The organism is Rhodococcus sp. FW305-130 (assembly GCF_058788335.1).
Genome location: NZ_JBYTAP010000004.1, coordinates 115,187 through 140,214, shown reverse-complemented (window position 1 = coordinate 140,214; position 25,028 = coordinate 115,187). Strand labels below are relative to the sequence as shown.

Here is a 25,028-nt window from a genome sequence, read left to right as displayed (position 1 = left end):
CCTGCCGTATTGCCGCCGAGTAATGGCTTCACCGCGGTCCAGATGGATACGAAATTTCGCACTTCACAATGATCGAATCGGATCACGAAGTTAGAGTCGACCCCCGTCGCCATGGCCACTCGAATATTCAGGTGGAGGATGACCTATCACCAACCGTGTCTGTCCATCTCTGCACACCACCTCTGCGCGCTGACATGCGAACTGATCTGCAAACAACCGGGTTCGATCCCCTTAATACCGTCAGAAAACGTGTACGCCCACAACGATTCGACGTTGATTGTCGACACGGGTTTTCGACACACTCCACCTGCGCAATCGCCGCGGCTGACCAGATGCCGAATATCGATCCATTTTCGACAGATGAAAGTCTACGAATGGGTAGGTTTAGGAGTGATGGCCGTCCAGCAGATGAGGTAGATGTCGTTGGGGTCAATAACCGGCAGCACCGGCGGCGGCGGCGGCGGCGTGAGTCCTCGTAGATCGGCCAGCTCTCTCAGTGCTTCGATTTTCTGTCGCTCAGTGGTGTTGGCGCCATTGGCGATATGGCGCACTTCACGTTGGATTCGTAGGGTGTACGGAGCATCGAGTCGAATAGCCAACAGGTCTTGCTTGTCGCCTAGGAACAGCCCGTGCTCTCTAACGAGAGCTGCGGCATCGCGCATCGCACGGGGTACCTGAGGAGAGAGATTCAACGGGTCGACCTGAATCATCCATTGACTGAAAATATCGTTCTGCGCGACTGCCCAAGCATCGAATGCAGCTTGGTACATCTGCTCACTGAGGACCGCTGGGACCGTATCCTTCTGTGGTTCAGCGTGCGCCAGACAGGAGAGGGTGTCATCAATGACAATAGGATCTTCATCGGCACCCTCGGTCTGAACGGTAAGGTCCGCGTTGAGCGGCACATACCGATACCAGGGTTTAGCGTGATCACCGATACGCGCGCAGAAAACGAATCCGGGATCAGCGCCTTCTCTCTCGAATCCTGTACCTGATCCCCACGGCAATGCCAGCACTCGGTTTTTGGTGGTGATGTCGCGGAAGGAATTCGACAGCTTTCGACGGAATTCCTCGCCGGAAACTCCTGCGTTGCCTCCGTCGCTGAAGAGGTCGGACTCTTCGCGCCGAATTTGTTCGATCCGCTCCCGGGTATCCGTGATGCTCCGCTCGACAGGATCTACACCCGGAAGTACCTTCCCAACGCCGACCGAGGCTGCAGCCTGTTTGAGCTTGCGTTCGAGTCTTTCTTCCAAGCGTAGGAGCTTGTCCAGGTCCTCGTCCGGGAAGAAGCAGCGCATGAATACTTCCGTATGGGGGGACCCGATACGGTCGATACGGCCATGTCGCTGAACGAGCCTCATCGGGTTCCACGGAAGGTCGTAGTTAATGATGTGCCGAGCTTGCTGCAGGTTGACGCCTTCGGCGAGAACATCCGTGGTGACGATGAGATCGAATTTGTCTTCTTCGACACCGGTTCCTGCAGTCATCGGCGCAAATCCGACGATGACATCTGAGCGAGTGCTCTTATCGGGGCCGCTCACAGTCGCAGTGCGCTCCCGGTAGACAGCGAGACGTTCATCGGTCGTGATGGCGTTGTGCAGAGCTTTTTCCAGGTATTTCGCGGTATCGGCGAAATAGGTGAAAATCAGGACCTTGCGCTTATTTCGGGTGTCTTGTTCGCCGATCCCTTCTGCAGCAGCATCACGGGCGATGGTCGCTAACTCCTCGACCAGCGCAACGACTTTCGGGTCGATCTCGGGGTGCAGTGAACGGACGCGTGTTTGGAAAGCCGTCAGGAGGTCTCGATCTGCCGTGACTGCGGCGGTGAGTGCATCGATGTCGTATTCGGAAGAGGAAGAGACTCCATCGGTGTCGTCGAGGGTATCCAACCACTCGTCAAGATCTTCGTTCGTGGAAGTTGACCATTCACGGAAGGCATCGCCGGTCAGGACTAGCCCTGATGCGAGTGCTTGGAGAAATCGATCGTGGGAACTGATCATCTTCCCCACGGTTTGTTCGAAGGCAAACGACGATGATTCGAATCGCTTGAGCAAACCCGAACGCAGCAAACCAGCGTTTTGGGCCTCGTATTGCTCGGTATCGCCGTGTTTGCGGAATCGAGATGGCACGTAGCGCGCCATCGTTAGGACTTCGCCTAGATCATCGAGAATCACTCCGGTCGCGAGAGCATCAGCATTCGTATCGTCGGCGACGTCTGCACCGAGAGCCGTTGCGAGATCATCGAATACACCGGGGAGAACTTTGTTGAGGTTGTAGTCGACCTTCACTACCCGGCATGTCGGGAAGGTGATTTCTTGCTCAATCCCGTTGATCACGACTCGGTCGCCGACGTAGTGGTTCTTGACGAATCGACGGGTACGCCGAACAGCTACTTCATCGAGAACATCGAACAGGTGCTCTGGCGAAAGCTCATCAGGGTTCATCGCGATCGCTCGTTGGAAGTAGGCGCGAAGCGAGGGGATGCCGATGTCGCCGAATGCGGCGTCGTTCGGTGAGAAGTAGGTGATGAGGTTGTACAGGTCCTCGAGGCTGTTGTTGACCGGTGTTGCAGTTAGTTCGACGAGGTCCTTGGGGACTGGGCCTGCGAGAACTCGGCGCAATGCGTCGGCGCGGTGAGTCTTTTCGTTGCGTAGCGCATGCGCCTCGTCCACGACGACCATCGCGTATTCGTCGAGAGACTGAAGTCCCGCGGTGCGAGCACCCGCGTCTTCGATTTGTGCTACCAGCTGCTCGAATGAGAGAACGTCGGCGCGTAGGTTCTTCTCCCTGAGAAAGGGGATCCATGTGGAATCGCGCAGTGTCGCCGGGCAGATGATGAGCACTTTTTGTCGACGGTCGAATACTGCTTCGTGGATCAGTTCTCCGGCGAGGAAGGTTTTTCCCAGTCCGACCTCGTCGGCGATGAGAACGCCCTTGCGTCGGGCGAGGATGCGGCGAGCACGCCATACTCCGTCGGCTTGGAAAGCGGTCAGTCCCAGCCGTGAGGTCACTCCCGAGTCTTCGTCGAGATCTGCACCGTAGTTTTCGAACAGCATCCGTAAGAACACGTCCCACGGCTGGTGTGGGGACCAGCGGGCCTCGAACAGTGCGGCCAGATCGTATGTCGCTGAGGCGTCCCATTGTTCGTTGAACCAGTCGAGGACCTTGTTGACGGTGTAAGGGTCGTATTGTCCGAGGTTGAGCTCGTTGTTCTTGGCGAGGCCGGCGTATGTGAAGTTCGATGAGCCGGCGATTACTCCGGTCGCGTCTGTGTCGACGATGAACGCTTTACCGTGGAGGAAGCCCTTCTCGTATCTCCGGACCTGAACTGTGGGGTTGTCTCTGAGCCAGCGCACCAGGCGGCGAGCCTGGGTGTCGGCATCACGTGTGAATCCCAGGAGGTCTCGGTCTCCCTCCAATGATCGGAGGTGCCCTTCCAGTGCGCGTTGAAGTTCGGGGGACGGGCCCCGTTTCCGTCGACGTTCGGCTAGCGGCCGGACCTTGGGTCGGTCTTCGGCCTCGAGTGGTTCCGCGCCGAGAAGTAACCGCACTCCTTCGACTTGTTCGAGCTCTTCTGCCAACAGGTTGAATCCGCCGGGGTTGAAGTATGCCGTTGCAATGGCAAGCTTCGGGGGTGTGATCAGCCTGGTTCGGAGACCTTCCAGAAGTCCGTTGATTGCATCTGCGACCCGTTCGCTGCCTTCGCGATTGGTGCTGAATACGGATTTGTAGCTGCCGAGTTGCGTTTCGGTCATGCTTGCACCGACTTCGTCCAGTTTTCGTGGTGGTTCAGAACTGCGTCGAGTCTTGGTTGGTAGTCCCATCCGCGGTGGAAAGTCTCATAGATGTGTCCTACCGCGTTTCGGTCGAGGCCGTAGAGCAGGCTTACGAGCGCATCAAGTTCTGCGATCAGGTCAGATTTGGTCACCTCGTCGGTAACTGAGCCAATCGGCACTCCGACCTGATCGGCCCAATCTGTGTAACGGTCGTCGACAGCAGCAAGTCGACCTGCAATCTCCACGACTCGCTGCCGCAGTGGGTCATCAGGCTCCGGGCGTGGGATGGGTAGACCATTGAGGATATGGAAGTTCATGCTGATCTCGACCACGGTACGGGCAATCCAGTCAAGTGGAATGCTGCACAAAATCCCCAGGAGGTAGGCTTCGTCGCGCTCATCGCCGGAGGGAAAGAGGAAGTACGGCGCCTTGTTCGTTGCGACAATGCTCGAAGGAGCAAGGACTGCCCGGAATGTTCGGGTGTCCGTCGATCGAGTGATATCTCTGAACATGATGCGCGGGTTACGACATGGCAGAGTCGCAGGGTCACGGATCACGCTCTGATCGAACTCAGAGAACGCTGAACGCGAGTTGCGAGATTGGCGAAGGCGCCGAGTCTGGAGCGCTGTCGTGACCGTATCGGGGTCCGCCCACCCGTAATACGTGCCGGTGTCAGGTGCCCACAAATCGAATGACGCACCCTTGTATACCGGCCAACCTTCGGCCTTCTCCAGGTCTGTGGAGAAGTGTTTCTTGTCGGTGGTCGCGTCGAATTCACGCTGAGGCCGGGCACGCCAGAAGCCGGATTTAGTGTCGAGTCGGGGATGCGTCCGCATCTCGATGAAGATTGCCAATGCGGCCGCGTCAGGGATGGCGGGAAACGCAGCACCGTCGGACCATGATCGGAAGTCTTCCGTCGCAACTTCTGCGCTTCCTTCATGGACTTTCGCCCGATACTCAACGAGAGATGCAAAGGGTCCGCGCATACGAAGTGAGCCCGTGTGGCGCTTACCTTTTCGAATCGATACGAGCCCAACCGTATATCGAGGTTCCAGCTCGTCGAAAACCCAACCCGCCGTATTCACAAGAAGTGTGACGTCAGCAAACGTGCCATGGGAGAGGACATCGTCGCGCCACTCCGCGCTACCCGCTGCAGCGAGCGCGCTCCGCGGCAGCACGATGCCGATGGAGCCTTCTTCGCGCAGCGCCTGCCAGAACCGCCATGTGAACGCCTTGTAGAGGTCGGGGTCGCCAGTACCCATCCCGGGGAAAGGGCCACTCAGCAACGCCTGACGAACCAAGGCAGTGTCGGTAACTTCGGCCTCGTACTCGGCAACGAGGTCGACTCGATCCGTCTCCAACTCAACAATTCGTGCTTTCTGCGCCTTCTGGGCCATGCTCTTGAGCCCAGGGAAGCGCAGTGCCCACCACCCGAGTTTTTCTACCGTGGCCTCTTCCCACGGCGGGTTTCCGAGCAGCACGTCGAAACCAGGTCTCTCCCGCAGGAACACTTCGGGAAACAGGACTGGAAAGTGCGCAGCCTGAAGGTGTTTCATCTGTTTCTGCACAGTGGCATCTTTGGCCGCCAGAATTGCCGAATCAGGTGTCGCGACACGGCTGATCAAACCCAGTCGAGTAGCCACTGCAGCATCGAATATCGCCGAGACCCCTTCTGCGTCGACCTTGGCTTGTGCATGGGCTTTAGCGGCTTCGCGGACTTCTTTTTTGGTGGCCTCAGCGGTGCGGGCCACGCGAACGAGTCGTTCCCGTGCAGTATTCAGTTCGTCGAGGATTTGATCTTCGAAAATACTGATGGTGCCATTGCTGGACTCGGGGTCAAGTACGGCGAGAACTTCTTCGATCGTAGCGATACCCGTCAAGCTGTTGCCCACAACAAGTCCATGAGATAGCGAACTCATCGGTAGACCGGGCACGAAGGTGTGGATCCATATTGCCAGGCGAGCGAGCTCCACGGCGATCAAATTCAGATCCAGCCCGTAGATGCACCTGCGGGCAATCTGACGGCGCAGTAGTGCGGTCGGCTCGATTTCGATGTCGGGCGCGCTTGTTCCCAGTGCTTCTTGGGCGGCGAGAGTAAGTCGGTGGAGTTCTTCGGTGACTGCGGGTATCGGGTGCAGTGCCAAGAATGCTGCGAACCGGTTTTCTATTCGGTCGATGGCAGCGACCAAAAAATGTCCGGATCCCATAGCGAGATCGGCGACTCGGAAATCGAAGAATTTTTCGGCTGCCTTGGCATCGTCCCCCGCGTCGAGGAGTCGTGCGACGTCGGTGAGGTGGTCGGCTAATGCTGGTTCGAGGGAGGAGTCCAACAGATGTTCGACTGCGAAGGCCTTCGTGAAGTACGAGCCTGAGGCTTTCCGTGCGCCTGAGGCGTTGTGGAAGTAGACCTGTCCGGAGGGAACTTCGACCGTGTCTCCGGTTTTCGCCGGTAGAAACGCGCCGCTCTTGGGGTCGACGGTCAGATCATTTGGCGCGATGCTGAGGGATGATTCGAGCAAGCCTTCGTAGATCGTGCCGAACTCACGGACTGAGAGCGACCGGAAATCTACGGGTCCCAGTGTGCCGTCTTCTCCGGTGTCGATGACAAGGGCTCGCAGTGCCGGCCCTATCTCGGCGTTTGTCAGATGGAAAGCTGCGATAGCTTGCCCCGAGGGATGTGCATCGTCACTGGCGAAGAGACCGCCATTGTAGGCAGGTACTCCCCACTCTTTGTTGCCGTCATCGACGGCACGCCAGATAGCTAGTAGGTCATCCCATCTGTCGGTGGCTTCGGGATCGAACACGATTTCGGGGTTATCCGCCAACTCCCGGGCAACCGTCTTGAGTGCCTTCTTCGTATAGCGCGGATTGCGCTGGTAGGGAAGAAGACCCCGATCCTCCGCATAAGAGACGAACAGCAGCCGGAACAAGATGACGAGGGTCTGATGGTATGCCTCAGCCAGGTTCGACTCCGACGTCACTTCCATACGGTTGGCGACAGCAACTGCCAATCGCGGAACCACATCTACATAGACTCTGTCGCGCAACCGTTTTCCAAGTGCAGCAGCGTGATCCGCAGAGGCGGCAAGGATAGCGGTAACGCTTCCACCGGAAGCTAATGCATCAGAGGAGAATAGAAGCGGCAGATATGCTGCGTCATCCTCGGCGAGCAGTGCTAGATCAATTTCGGTGAACGTTTCCGCTTGCCCCTTGCGGCCAACCCCGACATCGGGTCTCGCAGGGTAAAGCCGAACCTGCGTGCCTCTCGTCACGACAAGCCATGGAAGGCCTTGCTGTTGAGCGATCGCGAGTCCCTGCGCGACCGGGGATACTGCCCCAAATCGATCGGTGGGGCGGTCAAACAATTCATGGTCGTCAAGCAGCACTGCTATTGCACGGTGATTGTCACCCGAAGCGAGGATCAGTGCACTCGATCCGTGCGGGGTCGCGGTGTATCCGAGACCTCGAACGAGGTCCATGCCACGTTGCTGCAGGAGTGCCGTGCCTTTTTCCCGCTCAGCGTGCCAGTCTCCGCGAGTAGGTACGCCTGCCCGAAGTTCATGGGACGCAAACAATCCGACATTGGTGAGGCCTGCGACCAGCTGATCCTTTTGCCCGACGAGCAGGCGATGGAATGTCCGTTCGGCACTAGCCGCGTCGGGGGCACCCAGTGCAGCCGCGCAAATTCTCTCAACTTGTGACAAGTCCAGGTCTACAAGTACCGCCGGGTCGTCTTTCGTTCCACAGACTGCAGCTTTGAAGGAGTCGTGGAACGGGTATGCGACGACGAGCACGACAGGGGCTGCTCGACGAGCCCATCGTGCCGACCACAGCCGACGGACGTCATCAATTTTCGGTTGAGATGTGGCGGATGCGATGGCAACTTCGATTGCATCCGCTCCGTCGGCAATCAGGATTCGATCGGTATCCAGTGAGATCGGGGCACCGGAAGGCTTTGACCACGGTATCTCTCGGACATCCGCGTCTGCCAGAAAGTCTTCGAGATTGCTCACTGTTTCTCCGTCTATTGCATTGCCTGGTGACTTCCGATCAGCTTAGGGGACTGCGCTTGAACCGGGGGTCGAGGCAGAGCCAATCCGGGAGAAGTGTCGCCTATTCGTCCCAGATGGATCAGAACCCTTCGATTCCACACTGGCGTTGCTACGCCAGTCTCCGACAGACGTCTCCGCTCGATTTCCCTTCACGTTCCACCAGGTATGTTGGCCGATTTCCTTGAGTCTTCGTATGCGGGCCCGAACGCTTGATCGAACCCCACGATTCGTCGCTCCTCTGAATTCTGTCGGACTTGTCTGCTTAGATGAAGCTCCTCGCAAACTCCGCCACAATGAGCGGCCGAATAGAAGAGATCTATGAACTCGTTGAAGATATTCGCCTCTGTCTCGGCTGCCGCAGCGCTTCTAGTCGCGTCGGGTTGTTCGACCGATTCCTCCGTTGGAGCTGCAACACCGGAAAGTGTGTGTTCGCAAATCGAAAACGCCGGCATCGGAAAGAACTGCGCACCGGGAAATCCCGGCGGGCTGGCGGTGGCAGCAACTGAGAAATACGATTTCGACCTCCCCTCCGTGCCCGGGGAACGCGGCACCGTCATGATCTTCGTCAATGCCGATCAGTACCGCAAAACAGTGAAAAGCTACGCCGACGCTGCCATTCTGTCCGGCCCGCACCGCTACGGTTCCGAAGATGCGTTGATCTTCGTGCAGATCAACGAAGGTCTCTCTTCGAGTGATGGACAGAAGGTTAAGGACATCGTCGATTCCCTCTAGCGCTACTAGTGCAGTAAATATCTGCGATTCGAACCATTCCGAGCGCGTACCTCTGTCCGGCTAGTTTGCGCTGGGTACGTCATCGACGTGACCCGCTGGCGGATGAACGAACACGTGAAAACCTGATGATGATAGGAAAAGCATGGACAATCGTGCAGCGATCCAAAAAGGTCTTGACCACCTCGCCTCTCGACTCAACCCATACTTCGCTGCCACGCTCAGAGACGAGCTCGGAGGCCTTCCGTGGACGGCGGTCTTGACCGAACTTGATCGAGCCAAGGGATACACCCCGCGTCAACACTCCAGCGGTGATCTGCAAGCGCAACTACGCATGCTGACCGAACGGCTCGGCAAACTCGGTTTTCCCTTCGACGACCCCACCCGGACCGTCTCTGTCCTCGGCGGCGAATTACGCATTGTTCGCAATCGCTGGGCACACAACGACGATTTCTCGTCGCTCGATGTGTGGCGTGCCCTCGACTTCGTCGTGCGCCTGCTCAGTCACCTCGGCGATCACGAGGGCACGACTACGGCAGAAACTCTGCGTACCGACGCACTCTCACGCGTAGTGGCGGAATTCGGGCTCACGGAGACCACCGTAAACCCGATCGAAAATGAAGACGGGGGCGAACACATCGCACCAGACAAAGCGGTTCTCGAGCGTGACGGGCACACCGAAACACCCACCATCGGTGAACAGCGTCTCGAGTTCGAACCATGGGTCGTTGTTCCTGTCGGAGACATCACGGTCCTCGACGAACTACCCAAAAAGGCTGCAAAGGAAGCGGTTAGAGCTGTCGCCGCCGAAATCGTCGAATACGAGGGCCCCATCCAGCTAGATCGACTGGCCAGTCTCACAGCGCAGTCGTTCGGGGTGTCTCGACTGCACGATGCTCGCTCCCGCAAGCTCGTCAATCAGATCAAGATGCTCGATTGTGATGTCGTCGAGAAATTCGTCTGGCCCAAGCATATCGATCGAGCTACATGGACAGAGTTTCGACCGAATTCAAGCTCGGTCAACCGGCCTTTCCACGAGATCAGTCCGGTGGAGATCGCCAACGCGGCAAGGTTCCTGCTTCGCGGCGGTCCGATGGAGATCGATCAGTTGGAAACCTCTGTGCTTCGGACGTTCGGGCGTAAGCGTAGGTCCGCGATGATCAAGAATCATCTGCAGAAATCGCTGAAATATGCGCAGTCCGCTGGCTTTTTCCGAGTCGATCGAGACCGCTACATCGGGACAACCGACGAGTGAAGCAGGGCTTCCTCGTGTAGAAAAAATATCTCGTCCTCGAAGGATCTGGGGAGCTACCTGAATTCGGGGCAGTAGACATCAATGGCTGCCCCAACGTACGTCTTTGCACCGGCGAGTCCGTAGGCGAAGCCAGAACCGTTCGCCCAACGTTGGATTTCGACTTCCTTGGGCGTTCCGAATTCCAATGAGCTGCAGATTTCACCGGCACGATGAACGGCGAGATCGGCATCATAAGTCGGCATCAGCATCTCTTTGTCCAGCCTGTCAAGGTAGACCGCGTCCTGTTCCCGAACGGAACTGTAGGCGGCCCCAGCTGACGTAGTAGCCACCGGTGTCGATGCGGCGGTCTCGGATTCCCCACTGCATCCCGTGATCACGAGGATGATTGCGAGAGCCGCTACTGCAGCGATCTTCCGAACCGTCATGCAGAGTTCCTTCTCCAGAGATGATGTTCGGACACTAACGTAGTCCCTGAAATTCGATACGAGTTCAGTCGAATTTCGACGGCGCACGGCTTGCAGTCGTCGGATTCGGACCGGTTACATAAATGATCTACCAAAATCGAGGAGTAGCATGTTCGCCGTGTGGATGAGCCGGGAGCACTTTTCGGTGTCGGATTCGGCTCCGATCTTCAAATCCACGTCAAGACATCAACTGGAGTTGGCAATTCGCCGCGTTGTCTCGTCGTATCGTGTAGCTCCTGTCATCGCAGAGCTGTCCGGCTCAACATGGTTTTTGATCTCGTTCGTGGAGAGACCGAGACTCCGTCCAATAACGCCCGAGCAAGCAGAAAAATACGAAGGCGTCCGGGCCAACACCAGAGAATGGACATCGACCATGCGCAATCGTCCGCCTGTCTCCGAAACAACAATCGCAACAATCGATTTGGACAGAATCGGCGAAAGAAGGCACCACTCGGGCCACCGCTAGGGATGTACCTCTCTAACAGCCGGACGGAGCGATGCCTTCGAACCAGAGGATTTATGCTTCAGGGCCAGGCCACGCCTCCAAGGCAATACTGGCCAGGTAGAGAGTGCGAAGATTGATACGGTCTTCGTCCCAGGAGTCTGACCATACCGGCGACAAATTCTTGGAAGCACTGGGCGGAGCCTGCAACACACTTCCAGATGTCACCAACAACACTGCATGCTTGTTAAGTTCCTTCTTCTTGGTAGTCCATGATCCGTTGCTGATTGAGGAGTTCAGCTTTGTGGTGGTGAGTGTCAAATTCCCCAACTTATGCACGGAATTACTCCTCCGTTCCTCGGCTTCCTCGACAGGTCTGTCGGTGGGCAAAGGATAGTGCTGGCCCCACTTCTGCGGTAGAAGATGTTCAACGCTGAGCTTTGAGACTTGAGCCGGGACGAACGTCAGTTCCGATTTGTCGCGGCGAAGGGCCGTCTCCACTCCACCCAACAGAACGCGCAGTCGAGGACCGCGAAGCGTGCGATACGCATTTCGCTGGGTCAAACCTTGAACGAACTCGCTGTCTCCCGGCCAGTATCGTGATGGAGCGGTTTGATCAGCCAACTGTTGGACGAGTCGCTCACCGAGGTTGGCGTGGTCCGAGACTCGGATGCCCTGCAGGATCGACAGAAAGAGACGATTGTAGTCTTTCGGTGTCAAACCGCAGGTCATGCGTCTGATCAAATAGGACTCGATAGCATTGGCGGCAAGTGCTCGCTGCTCTTCACTGACATCGTCGAGTGCATGCAGATACAGCAATACGGGAATCGGAGTGCTTGTGGTCAGGAGATCAAGTACCTGCAACAGCCGCCCCGTCGGGTTGGCGGGTGGCAGATTCTCCATACGCTGCATTGCCTGACCGTAATGCGCGAGGTCATCGAGAACTTCTGCTGCGGTAAGAGTCGTGCGCTTGAGCCAAATCCGGAAGTCGGCGAAGAGTCGTTCAACCGGAACCTCAGATCCAGTGTTGATCGAAAGCCAGTATGACAGAAGAAGATCGATACGGGTGCGCCGGATACGACCGGTGGTGACTTCCTCCCTCCATCGGCCGGCCTCGAACGGCTGCCAGTACTTGCTGTACAACTCATTGGCATCCTCCCCCTGCAGCTCCGCCAGCCTGAAAAGAGTGTTCTTTACGAGATCGGCAGCCTGTAGTCGCGTTCCTCGGTCATTCAAGGTTTCGAAGATGATCTGAGCGTCGTCATCTGCTTCGAGCTGGATCTCCACAAGTCCGAGCCGTTCACGGATGGCAATAACAAGCGCATCCGCGCGGGCGACAGGATTTGCCACTTCACTAAGCCACGTGTGCAGCTCGCTATCGAAGTAGCGGCGCGCCTGGACCAGTAGGTGTTCACCGACCGTCTGAGGGGGCAGCTTATCCACCTGAATTTCGTTGAAAGCGTCGCGATCTGGCAGCGAAGGTCGCACCTTGTACCGCTCATACGGGTGCTCTGCATGAATAAGCTGTTCGGTGTTATTGAGCAGCATTTTAAAGAGCGCTTCGGCGTTGAGTGCAGCGTTTGTATTCGCTGCTACTCGACAAGAGGAAAGGAGAGCTTGCAAGGTTGTCAGTCGTTGCTGCCCGTCGATGACACTCATCGCAACGATACGACCAGGTGCCACAGGCAGTCGTTCGAGAACGATGGCACCGAGAAAATGGGTCCTACCCACTTTGTCCACTTCGACGATGCCCCCAGCCTGTTCCGCCTCCACTTCCTCCGCCGCAGCCTTCACGTCTGCCCAGAGCGGCGCCCAGTTCCGTTCTTCTTCCCAGACATAGGGACGCTGAAAAATCGGGACGACATGAATCCTGTCAGTTCCAAAGATATGTAAAAGCTGGACTGTATCGGCCTTCATTAACCTGGGCTCCTCTGATGAGCGATGTGGTGGCAGTTTGGTCGCTGACTGGACCAGGGTGGCCTTGGCAATTGCAGCTCCCGCTTGCAGACTAACCAGACGCCTACAAGTCATGACCAGCTGGGCAAATTGACGTCCTCCGGATTTCTCGCCATTCGCGGCTGCCGGTACAGCGGTGGGTGATCTCCCTCCACAACGGTCGTTCGGTCTTCGCCGCCGAGAGTGTCCTCGAACTCGCCTGAATCTTTCCCCCTCTCCCAACGGAAATCACGGTATGCGGGTGTACTACTCGTTGATGTCTGCGAGAGACAATGCTGTTCTCGAGCCTCAGTGTGCGACGTCGAAAGCGTCGATGACGTCGGCTTTGATCCGTCCGCGTGGGGAGACGTCGAAACCGTTCTTGCCAGCCCATTCTCGGATCGCTTTCAGCTGTTCGGCTGATCGCCCTGATCCCGATGTCTTGTTCGCAGTCGAGATTTTCCCACGGGCGTTTCCTGGAGAAGAGACCTTCCCCGCTACCTTTATATACGGGGCGAACGCAGCTTCGATCTTGTCGGCATTGGTAGGTCGAAGGTCAATCTTGTAATCGACGCCTTGACAGGAAAAGGTGACCTCGTGCCCCAGTCCTGCGTCGATAGGGTTCCCATCGAGGTCGTCGATAAGATGACGAATGAATATTTCAGCCACAGGGATTCCTCTTCGTTGCATGCCGAATGAATATCGCGTTCATGTTATCCGAAGTATCAAATAATCATGACCACCTGCTGTCGCCTCGCGGCAACCGCGCCGGGGACCTAGAGCACACTCGCGTCGGGTTCGGCAGTCGATCGGCTCTGATTTTCGGCGTCATCGAAAGACGTTTCATAAACGTTCGTATTTGAAACATCGAAGACAATTTACTGTGAGCTGGTCGAAGATCTGTTCCGAAACTCGTGTCCAAAACCGATGGTTCAATATGTACCCTGTCGGTGAGTCCTGGAAATTGCTGTCTCATGGGTGAGCTTTTGGGCTACGCGAGGGTCTCGACTACCGATCAGAGCGTCGATCCGCAGAGCGACGCTTGAGCGCTGCCGGCTGTTTCAAGGTCTGGGCCGAAACCGCATCCGGCACAACCACCACCCGGCCGCAGCTGATGGATCTCCTGTCGCATCTTCGCGACGGAGACACCCTTGTCGTCTGGCGCCTCGACCGGTTGGGGCGCTCACTGCCCCACCTGCTGCACACCGTCGAAGATCTCGCCGCCCGCGGGGTCGGCTTCAAATCGTTGACCGAAGCGATCGACACCATCACCTCCCGCGGGAAACTCATCTTCTCCTATCTTCGGCGCACGCGCAGAATTCGAACCCAACCTGATCCGAGAACGCACCCAAGTCGGCCTCGCCGCCGCACGAGCCCGCACCGGCGGCCGGCCCCCGAAGATGACATCGACGAAACTCGCTCAGGCACAACGTATGCGGGAAAATGGAATGCACTCATCGACATCGCCGAAATAATCGGCGTCGGACAAACCACTCTGTACCAACTCTTCAAGTAGATACGCGCACTTTCAGCCGGGCGGTTCGACGGACGCATCTCCCGGTAGTCCTAGGTTCCAGTACATCGTTCGCCCTGGGGGTATCGCACCAAAGGATGATCTATTTTTTCATCCACACAGGGAACGCTCTTACGATCCACTCCTCGCCAGCCTTCCAATACCATTTCGACGCGATGCCTCCACCTCGCTCCGTGGTGATCCAGTTGGCCGGCGTCTTATTAATCGTCGTTCATGGTCGATTCTCTTGTCGTTCTCATGGCCTACGTCCATCCCCACAACTCCAAAACGACGGAACACTTCGTGCCGAACCACCCCGCCATGGAGTGAATGTCCGTTATCTTCCTCGATAGTGGTTGCAATCTCCTGGCTGCTCGGCATCCCGCACACGGATGCTGTCACCACGAAAGGGAGCACATCTGTGAATGGACCCGCAACGCCTAATCGTTTGTCCCGGACCACCGCGGCCCTCGGCGTCGGCGCGCTCGCTGCCGCGATCACCTTCGGCAGTGCAGTTGGTACTGCATCAGCCGATGGTCCGGTCGTCGACTTCGGCAGTATCTCGTTCTCGGTGACCAACGGCCCCGACAACACCATCTACGACATCAACGCCATCATCAATCTCCCACCCGGCACACTGCCGCCAGGGATGATGAACCCTCAGATCACTGCGCCCGCCGCGGCCCCTCAAACAGTCAACGACTCGTTTGCAGGCACCGCATTGGACTTCGTTCTGAGCTTCATTCAGGCTGCGGCCAGATAGCCGACAACAAAAAACGAGGCCACCAACTCTTGTGAGTTCGTGGCCTCGTCTTGTGGTGGGCGAAGGGGGACTTGAACCCCCACGTCCCTAAGGACACTGGCACCTGAAGCCAGCGCGTCTGCCATTCCGCCACTCGCCCGAGCAACGCCGAAACATTATCACGACAAACTTTGAAAGTTCTATTCGTGCAGATCAGGGCACGAATCGATGAACACCGAGCACCCGAAAGCCCAGAACCGATACCATGCTGAAACAGCGGCCAGGTACTGCCGAAGCGACATTTGACAGTACCGTGGAACCTGTACAGCAGTTTGGACGACACGCGACAAGGCGGTGCCGGCGCTACTTGCCGAGCATTTTGCCGTCGTAGATGCGAGGCGAGAGGAGGGCCCGATGGGCATCGTGCAGCGTTTCGAACGAAAGCTCCAAGGAGCTGTCGGCGACGCATTCGCGCGGGTCTTCGGTGGTGGTGTTGTGCCGCAGGAAGTAGAGGCGGCGCTCCAGCAGGAGGCACGTGACCGCGTCGAGCACCTCGGCGGCGGAATCCTTCTCGCCCCCAACAACTACGTGATCACCATCAACAACTCCGATCACGAAGAGTTGGCAGCTGATCGCGAACTGACGACCAAAGCTTTCAGCCGACACCTGCAGGATTTCATCCGCGATCAGGGTTGGCAGACGTACGGCGACATCTCGGTCACTTTCGAGCCTTCGCCTACGCTCCACACCGGTCAGTTCCGCACCCGCGGAACCGTCGACCCGGATGGTGACGCCGAGCAGGCATCGCCGCCGTCGCATGTTCCGCAGGTTTCGTCGCGGCCTCCACAACGGCCGCCTCAGCGACCCGCACCGATTGTTCCCCCTGTTTCCAATCCAGTCCCGTCACAACCAGGAGCCGGCCCCATGACGCAGAACTCAGGCTACGAACCAAGCCGCGAACCGGCGGGTCGCCAGCCCGAACCGCAGCAGCCGGCACGGAACGGGTACTCCCACGACGACGGCGGTTACGCCGCTCCGCAGGGCCAGGAAGCGCCGTACCAGAACGGTTACGACCGCGGCGACGGTTACCGCACGGGCGACGACCAGCAGGGCTACAACCAGCAGCAGGGTGGCTACGACCAGCAGGCGTACCCGAACCAGCAGCAGCCGTACGAGCAGGCCGGTTACGACCAGCAGAGCTATGACCAGCAGGGCGGCGGCTACGACCAGCAGGCGTACCCGAACCAGCAGCAGCCGTACGACCAGCAGGGCTACGGCCAGCAGGCGTACCAGGGTGGGTACGACCAGCAGGGCTACCAGCAGGGCGGCTACGACCAGCAGGGTTACCAGCAGCCGTATAACGGCCAGTCCTACGATCAGCCGGGCTACGACCAGCAGAGCTACCAGCAGGGCGGTTACGACCAGCAGGCGTACACACAGCAGCCGTACGAGCAGGCCGGCTACGAGCAGGGCGGCAACTTCGAGCAGACGCAGGCCTACCCACAGCAGGGCTACGCCCAGCCGCAGGGCGGTTACGCACCGACGGCCCAAAGCCTGACGGCAACCCTGCAGCTCGAGGACGGCAGCGGACGCCACTTCCAGCTTCGCGACGGCAGCAATGTCATCGGCCGCGGCCAGGAAGCTCAGTTCCGCCTCCCGGACACCGGCGTCTCACGTCGGCACATCGACATCCGTTGGGACGGCCGCACCGCGATGCTGTCCGATTTGGGATCCACGAACGGCACCACCGTCAACGGAGCACCGGTCCAGGACTGGCAGCTGGCAGACGGCGACATCATTCGTGCAGGTCACTCGGAGATTCTGGTTCGCATTCTCTGAGCTGAGAAACGGACGCCAGGATTTTTCCGATAACAATCGAACATTCGGCGGTCCGTCGGCGCGCCGCCGTCACGCGGCTGTCAGTATCGTGATCTTCGGGGCCCAGAGCCCCCTATGATGCTGCCAGTCGACAATGCTCGAACCCCGCTGCGGCGGGGCTCGAGCCATAGAAGGAGGTGGACAGCCGTGCAGGGCCTGATTCTGCAACTCACACGGGCGGGCTTCCTGCTCCTACTGTGGCTGTTCGTCTGGGCAGTCCTCCGCACTCTCCGTTCCGACATCTATGCCGGCTCCGGGGTCAGGGTTCCGCCGCGGTACACCCGCGCCGGAAAGGTCCTGCCCTCGCTGGGCAAGGCGAAGGTGCCTCGGTACCTGGTGGTCACGCAGGGCGCCCTCGCCGGTACCCGCATCACGCTGGGCTCACAGCCGGTGATGATCGGCCGCGCCGACGATTCGACGCTCGTTCTCACCGACGATTACGCGTCGACGCGCCATGCGAGGCTCTCGCAGCGCGGAGCTGATTGGTACGTCGAGGATCTCGGTTCGACCAACGGCACCTATCTGGACCGCGCCAAGGTCACCACTGCGGTGCGCGTGCCGCTGGGCACTCCGGTTCGCGTCGGCAAGACGGTAATCGAGCTACGCCCGTGACCCTTGTTCTCCGCTACGCGGCGCGCAGCGACCGCGGTCTCGTGCGCTCCAACAACGAAGATTCCGTCTACGCCGGTGCACGCCTGCTGGCCTTGGCCGACGGTATGGGCGGACACGCGGCCGGTGAGGTCGCGTCGCAGTTGATGATTGCCGCTCTGGCGCATCTCGACGACGACGAGCCCGGCGAGGATCTGCTCGGCAAGCTCGAGGCAGCCACCCGCGAGGGCAACGATTCCATCGCCGATCACGTCGAGGAAGAACCCGAACTCGACGGCATGGGCACCACGCTCACCGCGATCCTCTTCTCCGGCAGCAAGCTCGGTCTCGTGCACATCGGCGACTCGCGCGCCTACCTGCTGCGCGACGACCACCTGACGCAGATCACCCGCGACGACACGTTCGTTCAGTCGCTGGTCGACGAGGGCAGGATCACCGCCGAACAGGCACACACTCACCCGCAGCGATCCCTGATCATGCGGGCGTTGACAGGCAACGAGATCGAGCCGACGCTCACCGTGCGCGAAGCCCGCGCCGGCGATCGCTACCTGCTCTGCTCCGACGGCCTCTCCGACGTGGTCAGCGACGAGACCATCGAGAACACGATGCGCGAGGGCTCGCAGGAGCAGTGCGCCGATCGTCTCATCGAATTGGCGCTGCGCAGCGGCGGTCCCGACAACGTCACTGTCGTCGTCGCCGATGTCATCGACCTCGACTACGGCCAGTCACATCCCATCGTCGCGGGCGCCGCGTCGACGGAAGAGGAAGAGGACGCCCCTCCCCCCAACACCGCTGCCGGCCGCGCCGCTGCCATGCGTCCGCCGCGCGCGACGCCCAAGCGAGTTGTCTCCCAGCCCGAACCGGAACCGAAGAAGAAGCGGAACCGGTTGTGGTGGGTGGTCCTTGCCGTGGTGCTGATCGCGCTGGTCGGCGTCGGCGCCGTGATCGGCCGCGCCGTCATCCGCAACAACTACTACGTCGGCGAAGACAACGGCCGCGTGACGGTGCTGCGCGGAATCCCCGGTTCGGTGCTCGGTTACTCGCTGCAAGACGCGGATCTGGTGGGTTGCGTCGGCGACGACGACGTCCTTACCCTCGTCTCCCCCGACGCGATTCCCAGCGACTGCAACATCCTCGAGGTCACCGATCTGCAGCCGTCGGCGCAGGAGCAGGTGCGCGCCGGGCTGCCGTCCGGCAAGCGTGAAGATGCGCAGAGCCAGATGATCCGTCTGATCGGCGGCGATCTGCTGCCTCGTTGTGAGCCGGTGCCGACGACGACGGCCACGCCCACTCCCCCGCCGGCACCGGAGACCACGCCGCCCCCCGCACCGGAGCCTGCTGCGCCGACGACGGCAGCACCCACGACTACGCCGACGCCGACCGAAGTTCCCGGTCAGACTTGCAGGACGGTCAACTGATGTCGTCCAACGCAGCTGCGGGGACGGCTTTTCCGAGTCCGCCCGGAGGTTTTGCCCCGGCGCCGGTCCAGTCGACCCGCCGAAATGTGGAGCTGCTGCTCCTCGGCTTTGCCGTCATCATCACGACGGTCTCGCTTCTGCTCGTCGAGGCGAGCCAGGAACAGAAGATCACTCTCGATCTGGCCAAGTACGCGCTTGCGTACACGGGCTTGTTCCTGATCGCGCACTTGGCAATTCGGCGGTATGCGCCGTACGCCGATCCGCTGTTGCTCCCGATCGTCGCCCTGCTCAACGGCCTGGGGTTGGTGCTCATCCACCGACTCGACCTCGCCGACGAACAGACAGCGCTCTACAACGGCGTCGAGGCACCATCACCGGATGCGAACCAGCAGGTCATGTGGACTGCACTGGCGATCACTGGTTTCGTGCTGCTGCTCGTGTTCTTGAAGGACTACCGCCTGATGGCGCGGTTCAGCTACACGCTCGGCCTGGCGGGCCTGGTGTTCCTGGCGATTCCCGCGATCCTGCCGGCGAAGTTCTCGAGCGTGAACGGCGCGAAGATCTGGATTCGCCTGCCCGGATTCAGCATTCAGCCAGGTGAGTTCGCGAAGATCCTGCTCATCATCTTCTTCGCGTCGGTGCTCGTCGCCAAGCGCGACCTGTTCACCTCGGCCGGTAAACACTTCCTGGGCATGGACTTTCCGCGTGCCCGCGACCTGGGCCCGATCCTGCTCGCCTGGATCGTCTCGGTGGGCGTGCTCGTCTTCGAAACCGACCTCGGCACGTCGTTGCTGCTTTTCAGCACCGTGCTGGTGATGCTCTACATCGCGACCGAACGTGTGGGCTGGCTGGTGATCGGCGGCGGACTGCTCGCCATCGGATTCTTCTTCGCCTACAAGATGTTCGGCCACGTACGCGTGCGCGTCGACACCTGGCTGGACCCGCTCGGCGACTACGCCAACACCGGGTATCAGATCTCGCAATCGCTGTTCGGCCTGGCCACCGGTGGTATCGCCGGAACAGGTCTGGGCAGTGGCCGGCCCAACCAGGTGCCGTTCGCGAAGACGGACTTCATCATCGCGACCATCGGCGAAGAGCTCGGTCTGATCGGCCTGGCCGCTGTGCTGATGCTGTTCCTGCTTCTCATCGTGCGCGGCCTGCGTACGGCGTTGGCAGTGCGCGACAGCTTCGGCAAACTGCTCGCCGCCGGTCTGTCGTTCACCATTGCGATCCAGATCTTCGTCGTCGTCGGCGGCGTCACCAAGCTGATCCCGCTGACGGGTCTGACAACACCGTTCATGTCGTACGGCGGCTCGTCGCTGCTCGCGAATTATCTACTGCTGGCCATCCTCGTCCGGATCTCGGACGCGGCTCGTGCGCCGGTAGTGACGAAGAAGAAAGGTCCGCCCCCAATCGCTGACGCCAATACCGAGATGATGCCGCGCGTATGAACACTCCACTGCGCCGCGTCGCGATGGCCGTCATGGTGATGGTCGTCGCGCTCCTCGCCAACGCCACGTACGTACAGGTCATCAAGGCTGACGACCTGCGAGCCGACCCGCGCAACTCGCGGGTGCTGCTCGACGAGTACTCACGCCAGCGAGGTCAGATCTCGGCTTCCGGTCAGGTGCTTGCCGCCTCCCGCGCCACCGACGACCGGTACAAGTACCTGCGCGAGTATCCGAATCCGTACCCGTACGCACCGGTCACGGGCTTCTACTCGATGCAGTACGGCAGCGCCGGCCTCGAGCGCACCGAGGATCCGATTCTCAACGGCTCGGACAACCGGTTGTTCAGTCAGCGCTTCTTCGACTTGGTGTCCGGACGCGATCCGCGCGGCGGCAACGTCGTCACGACGCTCAATCCGGCCATGCAGCAGGTGGCGTACGACCAGCTGACCAGTAAGGGTTACACCGGTTCCGTCGTCGCCATCGAGCCGAGCACCGGACGCATCCTGACGATGGTCAGCACTCCGAGCTACGACCCGAACCTGCTTGCCAGCCACGACGGCGCCGAAACCACGAAGGCGTGGGACGAGCTCAATGCCGATCCCAACGATCCGTTGGTCAACCGCGCGATCTCGCAGACCTACCCACCCGGCTCGACGTTCAAGGTGCTCACCACGGCCGCAGCTCTTGGCAACGGTGCGACGCCGGACGACCAGCTGACCGCGGCTCCGCAGATCACGCTGCCCGGCACCAGCACGACCCTTGAGAACTACAACGGCAGCACCTGCGGCCCCAACCCGACGGCGTCGTTGCGCGACGCGTTTGCGCGCTCGTGCAACACGGCTTTCGTCGAACTGGGCATCAAGGACGGCGCGGACGCCATCAAGGACGAGGCCAGCGCTTTCGGCATCGGGCCCAACACTCCGGCGATCCCGCTGCCGGTTGCTGACAGCACGGTCGGCGACATCTCCGACGACGCGGCTCTCGGCCAGACCAGCATCGGCCAGCGCGACGTCGCGGTGACCCCGCTCGAGAATGCAGTGATCGCCGCTACCGTCGCCAACGGTGGTGTGCGGATGCAGCCCAACCTGATCTCGCAGTTGCAGGCACCGGATCTGACCGATCTCAGTACGCCGTCACCGGTGTCGATGGGTCAGGCGATCTCGCCGGCAGTGGCCGCAACGCTGACTGATCTGATGATCGGCTCGGAGAACTTCACCGGCGGCGACGGCAAGATCCCCGGGGTTCAGATCGCGTCCAAGACCGGTACCGCCGAGCACGGCGTGAACCCGCGGGAAACTCCGCCGCACGCCTGGTACATCGCTTTTGCACCGGCGCAGAATCCGACGGTCGCCGTGGCCGTCATCGTCGAGAACGGTGGTGACCGCGGACTTGCCGCTACCGGTGGCTCGGTTGCTGCGCCGATCGGTCGTGCAGTCATCGCAGCCGGAATCCAAGGGGGCTGAACCGTGGCGTTGAACAACGGCGCTTTGATCGCCGATCGTTACCGATTGATCCGTCTCATCGCCACCGGTGGGATGGGTCAGGTGTGGGAAGCCACCGACTCCCGGCTCAACCGTCGCGTCGCCGTCAAGGTACTCAAGTCCGAGTTCTCTTCCGATCCGGAGTTCTTGGAGCGCTTCCGCTTCGAGGCCCGCACCACCGCGCAGCTCAACCACCCCGGTATCGCCGGAATCTACGACTACGGGGAGACCCGCGACAGCTCGGGCGATTCCACGGCGTACCTGGTGATGGAACTCGTCAACGGTGAGCCGCTCAACGCCGTCCTGGCACGCGTCGGCCGCCTGGCGGTTCCGCATGCCCTCGACATGCTCGAGCAGACCGGCCGCGCCCTGCAGGTCGCACACGACGCCGGTGTCGTGCACCGCGACGTGAAGCCGGGCAACATCCTCATCACGCCGACGGGCCAGGTGAAGATCACGGACTTCGGCATCGCCAAGGCCGTCGAGAACTCGCCCGTCACGCGTACGGGAATGGTGATGGGCACCGCCCAGTACATCGCGCCCGAGCAGGCTCTCGGTCAGGACGCGACCGCGGCGAGTGACGTGTACTCGCTGGGAATCGTCGGATACGAAGCACTTTCGGGTCGACGCCCGTTCACCGGTGACGGCGCGCTCACCGTCGCGATGAAGCACGTGCAGGAAACCCCGGCGCCGATGCCGGCCGACCTGCCGGCGAACATCCGCGAGCTCATCGACATCACGTTGACCAAGGATCCGGCCGGCCGTTACGCCAGTGGCGGTGAGTTTGCCGACGCTGTTGCAGCCGTTCGGGCAGGGAGGCGTCCACCGCCGCCCGGTCTGCTCGCCACCGGTGCCGCGAGCGCGCTGCCGGCTACGGGTGCCACGCAGGTCATGCCGCCGACGTACGCGGGCCCGGTGACGGGCGCAGCTGTTGCGGACGACGCGGCAGCCGGCGGAATGACCAGTGGGCAGAAGGCCGTGGCATGGGCCGGCGGCGGGTTGATCTTGTTGGCGTTGATCATCGGCGGAGTCTGGATCGCGACCGACGGTCCGAGCGACCCGACGCCGCCCGTCGTCACGTCCACGACATTGCCGACCACGACGACGACTCGGCCCACCACGACGACGACTCGGCCGACGACGACGACCACCGAGCCGACAACAACGACGACTCGGCCGACGACAACCACGACCGAGCCGACAACCACCACAACAACGCCGACCACGACAACAACAACTCCGACCACCACAACCACCACCACGACGACAACGACGACCACAACGACCACTGAGCCGTTGGCGGATCCCGGAGACGCTGAAGAACCGCTAGGACAAGACCAATGACGACACCCCGCAATCTCTCCTCCCGCTACGAGCTGGGTGAGATTCTCGGCTTCGGCGGAATGTCCGAGGTTCACCTGGCGCGCGACCTCCGACTCAGCCGCGACGTCGCGATCAAGGTGCTGCGTGCAGACCTCGCGCGCGATCCCACGTTCTACTTGCGGTTCCGTCGTGAGGCGCAGAACGCTGCCGCGCTGAACCATCCGGCGATCGTGGCCGTCTACGACACCGGTGAAGCCGAGACCGACGCCGGACCACTGCCGTACATCGTCATGGAGTACGTCGACGGCGACACGTTGCGTGACATCGTGCGCAGCACCGGGCCGATGACTCCGCGCAAGGCGATGGAAGTGATCGCGGACGTCTGTGCCGCTTTGGACTTCAGCCACCGCAACGGCATCGTGCACCGCGACGTCAAGCCCGCCAACATCATGATCAACCGTGCCGGCGCCGTGAAGGTGATGGACTTCGGTATCGCCCGTGCCATTTCCGACGCGTCGAGCCCGATGACGCAGACGGCCGCCGTGATCGGCACCGCTCAGTACCTTTCGCCGGAGCAGGCGCGAGGTGAGCAGGTGGACGCACGTTCGGACGTCTACTCGCTCGGTTGTGTGCTGTTCGAGATTCTGACGGGCGAGCCGCCGTTCAAGGGTGATTCACCGGTCGCCGTGGCGTACCAGCATGTTCGTGAGGATCCGCAGACACCGTCGGAGATCAATCCCGACATTCCGCGCGAGCTGGATTCGATCATTCTCAAGGCGATGAGCAAGAACCCGGCCAATCGCTACCAGAGCGCCGGCGACATGCGCAGCGACTTGGTGCGTGTCCTGGGCGGTCAGCGTCCGAGTGCTCCGATGGTGATGAACGACGAGGACCGCACCACCATCCTCGGCGCCGTCGGCTCCGACACCGGGAACTACCGCACTGCGCCCGATCCGGTCGAGCCGGTTGCTACGAGGACAACCCGCGCTGCCGAGCCGCCCGCCAAGAAGAAGGGAGGACGCTACGCCCTGATGGGCATCGCGGCGCTTCTGGTTATCGGTCTGGTGACGTTCTTCCTCATTCGGGTGAACTCGCCGAAGGTCGAGATGGTGACTGTTCCGGGTGACCTGACCAACCAGCCCGCCGACGTCGCCGAGGCGACGCTGACAAACGCCGGATTCCAGGTGGAGCGTCAGCAGAAGACGGACAAGGTGATCGCCGCCGGAAACGTCATCACGACGCGTCCGGTTGCCGGGGTGCGCATCGAGAAGGGCAGCACCGTCACCATCGACGTGTCCACCGGCCCCGAGCAGGTCGCGATCCCGCGCCTGACCGGCCTGAGCCAGGACGACGCCGAGAAGAAGCTCAACTCCGTCGGACTCCGACTTGATCCGACGATCGGCAAGGCCGCGTCGACCATTGCCGAGGTCGACAAGATCGTCAATCAGGACCCGGCCGTCGGAGTGTCGGTTGTTCTCGATTCCGCGGTCTCGATCACCGTCGGCACCGGTCCGGAGCAGGTTCGTGTCCCGGATGTGACCGGTCAGCGTGAAGAGGTGGCGAGGCCCAACATCGAAGGTGCCGGGTTCGTCGTCCAGATCACGGAGATCGATTCGGGACTGCCGAAGGGACAGGTCGTTTCGACCGACCCGACCGGCGGCACGTCGGCCACCAAGGGTTCGACCGTGACGCTGCGAGTGTCCAACGGCAACCAGGTCGCGATGCCTGATCTGACCAACAAGACGGTGTCCGAGGCGTTGACCACGCTTCGCGCAGCCGGCTGGGCGGGAACTGCATCGCAGCTGGTGCAGAACCAGAGCACGACGCTCACCCCGGAAATGGTGGGCAAGATCGTCTCGCAGACGCAGCCTCCGGGCTCGGAGATCTCCAAGGACGCAGTCATCACCGTCAGCGTCGGAGCGCTCGGAATCCCCGGCCGCTAGCAAAGTGAAAAAGTGCC

Annotated in this window: 16 protein-coding genes and 1 tRNA gene; 11 read left to right on the top strand and 6 right to left on the bottom strand. The window is 60.5% G+C overall.

All coding sequences use genetic code 11. The annotated features are described in order from the left end of the window. Positions 1 to 368: 368 nt before the first annotated feature. Positions 369 to 3,755, bottom strand: a complete 3,387-nt coding sequence (locus AC3WQS_RS13785) for a helicase-related protein (protein WP_492712014.1) — start codon at positions 3,753 to 3,755, stop codon at positions 369 to 371. Further along, a complete protein-coding gene (locus AC3WQS_RS13780; RefSeq protein ID WP_492712013.1) occupies positions 3,752 to 7,789 on the bottom strand; it encodes an Eco57I restriction-modification methylase domain-containing protein in 4,038 nt (1,345 codons plus the stop codon). The genes AC3WQS_RS13785 and AC3WQS_RS13780 overlap by 4 nt, the downstream gene beginning before the upstream one ends. A gap of 462 nt (positions 7,790 to 8,251) precedes the next feature. Between AC3WQS_RS13780 and AC3WQS_RS13775 the strand changes: the two genes are divergently transcribed. Together AC3WQS_RS13775 and AC3WQS_RS13770 are read left to right on the top strand one after the other, a co-directional pair. Beyond that, entirely contained in the window at positions 8,252 to 8,560 is a 309-nt protein-coding gene (locus AC3WQS_RS13775; RefSeq protein WP_492712012.1) for a hypothetical protein, read from the top strand. A gap of 142 nt (positions 8,561 to 8,702) precedes the next feature. Continuing rightward, positions 8,703 to 9,812, top strand: coding sequence for a DUF3320 domain-containing protein (locus tag AC3WQS_RS13770; RefSeq protein ID WP_492712010.1), 1,110 nt, complete (start codon positions 8,703 to 8,705; stop codon positions 9,810 to 9,812). A gap of 53 nt (positions 9,813 to 9,865) precedes the next feature. Here the strand turns inward: AC3WQS_RS13770 and AC3WQS_RS13765 are convergent, their stop codons facing one another. The 3 genes from AC3WQS_RS13765 to AC3WQS_RS13755 form a co-directional block, all read right to left on the bottom strand. Beyond that, positions 9,866 to 10,237 carry a DUF732 domain-containing protein gene (locus AC3WQS_RS13765; protein ID WP_492712009.1) on the bottom strand — a complete coding sequence of 124 codons (372 nt, stop codon included), beginning with the start codon at positions 10,235 to 10,237 and terminating at the stop codon, positions 9,866 to 9,868. Between the two features lie 556 nt (positions 10,238 to 10,793). Beyond that, on the bottom strand, positions 10,794 to 12,635 hold the full coding sequence (locus tag AC3WQS_RS13760; RefSeq protein ID WP_492712008.1) for a DUF262 domain-containing protein: 1,842 nt from the start codon (positions 12,633 to 12,635) through the stop codon (positions 10,794 to 10,796). Between the two features lie 327 nt (positions 12,636 to 12,962). Further along, the gene (locus tag AC3WQS_RS13755) at positions 12,963 to 13,322 is read right to left on the bottom strand and encodes a histone-like nucleoid-structuring protein Lsr2 (protein ID WP_492712006.1); all 360 of its coding nucleotides are present in this window, start codon (positions 13,320 to 13,322) and stop codon (positions 12,963 to 12,965) included. A 373-nt stretch (positions 13,323 to 13,695) separates the two neighbouring features. On the opposite strand from AC3WQS_RS13755, the gene AC3WQS_RS13750 reads away from it, so the two are divergent. Both AC3WQS_RS13750 and AC3WQS_RS13745 read left to right on the top strand, forming a co-directional pair. Further along, a complete protein-coding gene (locus AC3WQS_RS13750) occupies positions 13,696 to 14,169 on the top strand; it encodes a recombinase family protein (RefSeq protein WP_492712004.1) in 474 nt (157 codons plus the stop codon). Between the two features lie 418 nt (positions 14,170 to 14,587). Further along, positions 14,588 to 14,929 carry a hypothetical protein gene (locus AC3WQS_RS13745; RefSeq protein WP_492712003.1) on the top strand — a complete coding sequence of 114 codons (342 nt, stop codon included), beginning with the start codon at positions 14,588 to 14,590 and terminating at the stop codon, positions 14,927 to 14,929. A gap of 53 nt (positions 14,930 to 14,982) precedes the next feature. Here the strand turns inward: AC3WQS_RS13745 and AC3WQS_RS13740 are convergent. Then, a tRNA-Leu gene (locus AC3WQS_RS13740) sits at positions 14,983 to 15,068 on the bottom strand. Positions 15,069 to 15,322: 254 nt separating this feature from the next. Between AC3WQS_RS13740 and AC3WQS_RS13735 the strand changes: the two genes are divergently transcribed. The 7 genes from AC3WQS_RS13735 to pknB all read left to right on the top strand — a co-directional run bounded on the left by AC3WQS_RS13735 (position 15,323) and on the right by pknB (position 25,011). Further along, positions 15,323 to 16,747 carry an FHA domain-containing protein gene (locus tag AC3WQS_RS13735; RefSeq protein WP_492712001.1) on the top strand — a complete coding sequence of 475 codons (1,425 nt, stop codon included), beginning with the start codon at positions 15,323 to 15,325 and terminating at the stop codon, positions 16,745 to 16,747. 186 nt (positions 16,748 to 16,933) lie between these two features. After that, a complete protein-coding gene (locus tag AC3WQS_RS13730; protein ID WP_003943418.1) occupies positions 16,934 to 17,398 on the top strand; it encodes an FHA domain-containing protein FhaB/FipA in 465 nt (154 codons plus the stop codon). Further along, a complete protein-coding gene (locus AC3WQS_RS13725) occupies positions 17,395 to 18,813 on the top strand; it encodes a PP2C family protein-serine/threonine phosphatase (RefSeq protein ID WP_084325578.1) in 1,419 nt (472 codons plus the stop codon). The genes AC3WQS_RS13730 and AC3WQS_RS13725 overlap by 4 nt, the downstream gene beginning before the upstream one ends. Next, positions 18,813 to 20,264 carry an FtsW/RodA/SpoVE family cell cycle protein gene (locus AC3WQS_RS13720; protein WP_003943414.1) on the top strand — a complete coding sequence of 484 codons (1,452 nt, stop codon included), beginning with the start codon at positions 18,813 to 18,815 and terminating at the stop codon, positions 20,262 to 20,264. The genes AC3WQS_RS13725 and AC3WQS_RS13720 overlap by 1 nt, the downstream gene beginning before the upstream one ends. Continuing rightward, complete coding sequence (locus tag AC3WQS_RS13715; protein WP_007735774.1) at positions 20,261 to 21,727, top strand: peptidoglycan D,D-transpeptidase FtsI family protein; 1,467 nt, start codon at positions 20,261 to 20,263, stop codon at positions 21,725 to 21,727. The genes AC3WQS_RS13720 and AC3WQS_RS13715 overlap by 4 nt, the downstream gene beginning before the upstream one ends. Positions 21,728 to 21,730: 3 nt before the next feature. Then, complete coding sequence (locus tag AC3WQS_RS13710; RefSeq protein WP_492711999.1) at positions 21,731 to 23,089, top strand: protein kinase domain-containing protein; 1,359 nt, start codon at positions 21,731 to 21,733, stop codon at positions 23,087 to 23,089. Next, positions 23,086 to 25,011 carry a Stk1 family PASTA domain-containing Ser/Thr kinase gene (gene pknB / locus AC3WQS_RS13705; RefSeq protein ID WP_378642385.1) on the top strand — a complete coding sequence of 642 codons (1,926 nt, stop codon included), beginning with the start codon at positions 23,086 to 23,088 and terminating at the stop codon, positions 25,009 to 25,011. The genes AC3WQS_RS13710 and pknB overlap by 4 nt, the downstream gene beginning before the upstream one ends. Positions 25,012 to 25,028: the final 17 nt, after the last annotated feature.

What these genes read in the sequence shown, in the direction of transcription:
- AC3WQS_RS13715 (WP_007735774.1), top strand. Translation starts at nt 20,261, where the DNA reads ATGAACACTCCACTGCGCCGCGTCGCGATGGCCGTCATGGTGATGGTC.
- AC3WQS_RS13760 (WP_492712008.1), bottom strand. Translation starts at nt 12,635, where the DNA reads ATGAAGGCCGATACAGTCCAGCTTTTACATATCTTTGGAACTGACAGG.
- AC3WQS_RS13720 (WP_003943414.1), top strand. Translation starts at nt 18,813, where the DNA reads ATGTCGTCCAACGCAGCTGCGGGGACGGCTTTTCCGAGTCCGCCCGGA.
- AC3WQS_RS13765 (WP_492712009.1), bottom strand. Translation starts at nt 10,237, where the DNA reads ATGACGGTTCGGAAGATCGCTGCAGTAGCGGCTCTCGCAATCATCCTC.
- AC3WQS_RS13785 (WP_492712014.1), bottom strand. Translation starts at nt 3,755, where the DNA reads ATGACCGAAACGCAACTCGGCAGCTACAAATCCGTATTCAGCACCAAT.
- AC3WQS_RS13770 (WP_492712010.1), top strand. Translation starts at nt 8,703, where the DNA reads ATGGACAATCGTGCAGCGATCCAAAAAGGTCTTGACCACCTCGCCTCT.
- AC3WQS_RS13735 (WP_492712001.1), top strand. Translation starts at nt 15,323, where the DNA reads ATGGGCATCGTGCAGCGTTTCGAACGAAAGCTCCAAGGAGCTGTCGGC.
- pknB (WP_378642385.1), top strand. Translation starts at nt 23,086, where the DNA reads ATGACGACACCCCGCAATCTCTCCTCCCGCTACGAGCTGGGTGAGATT.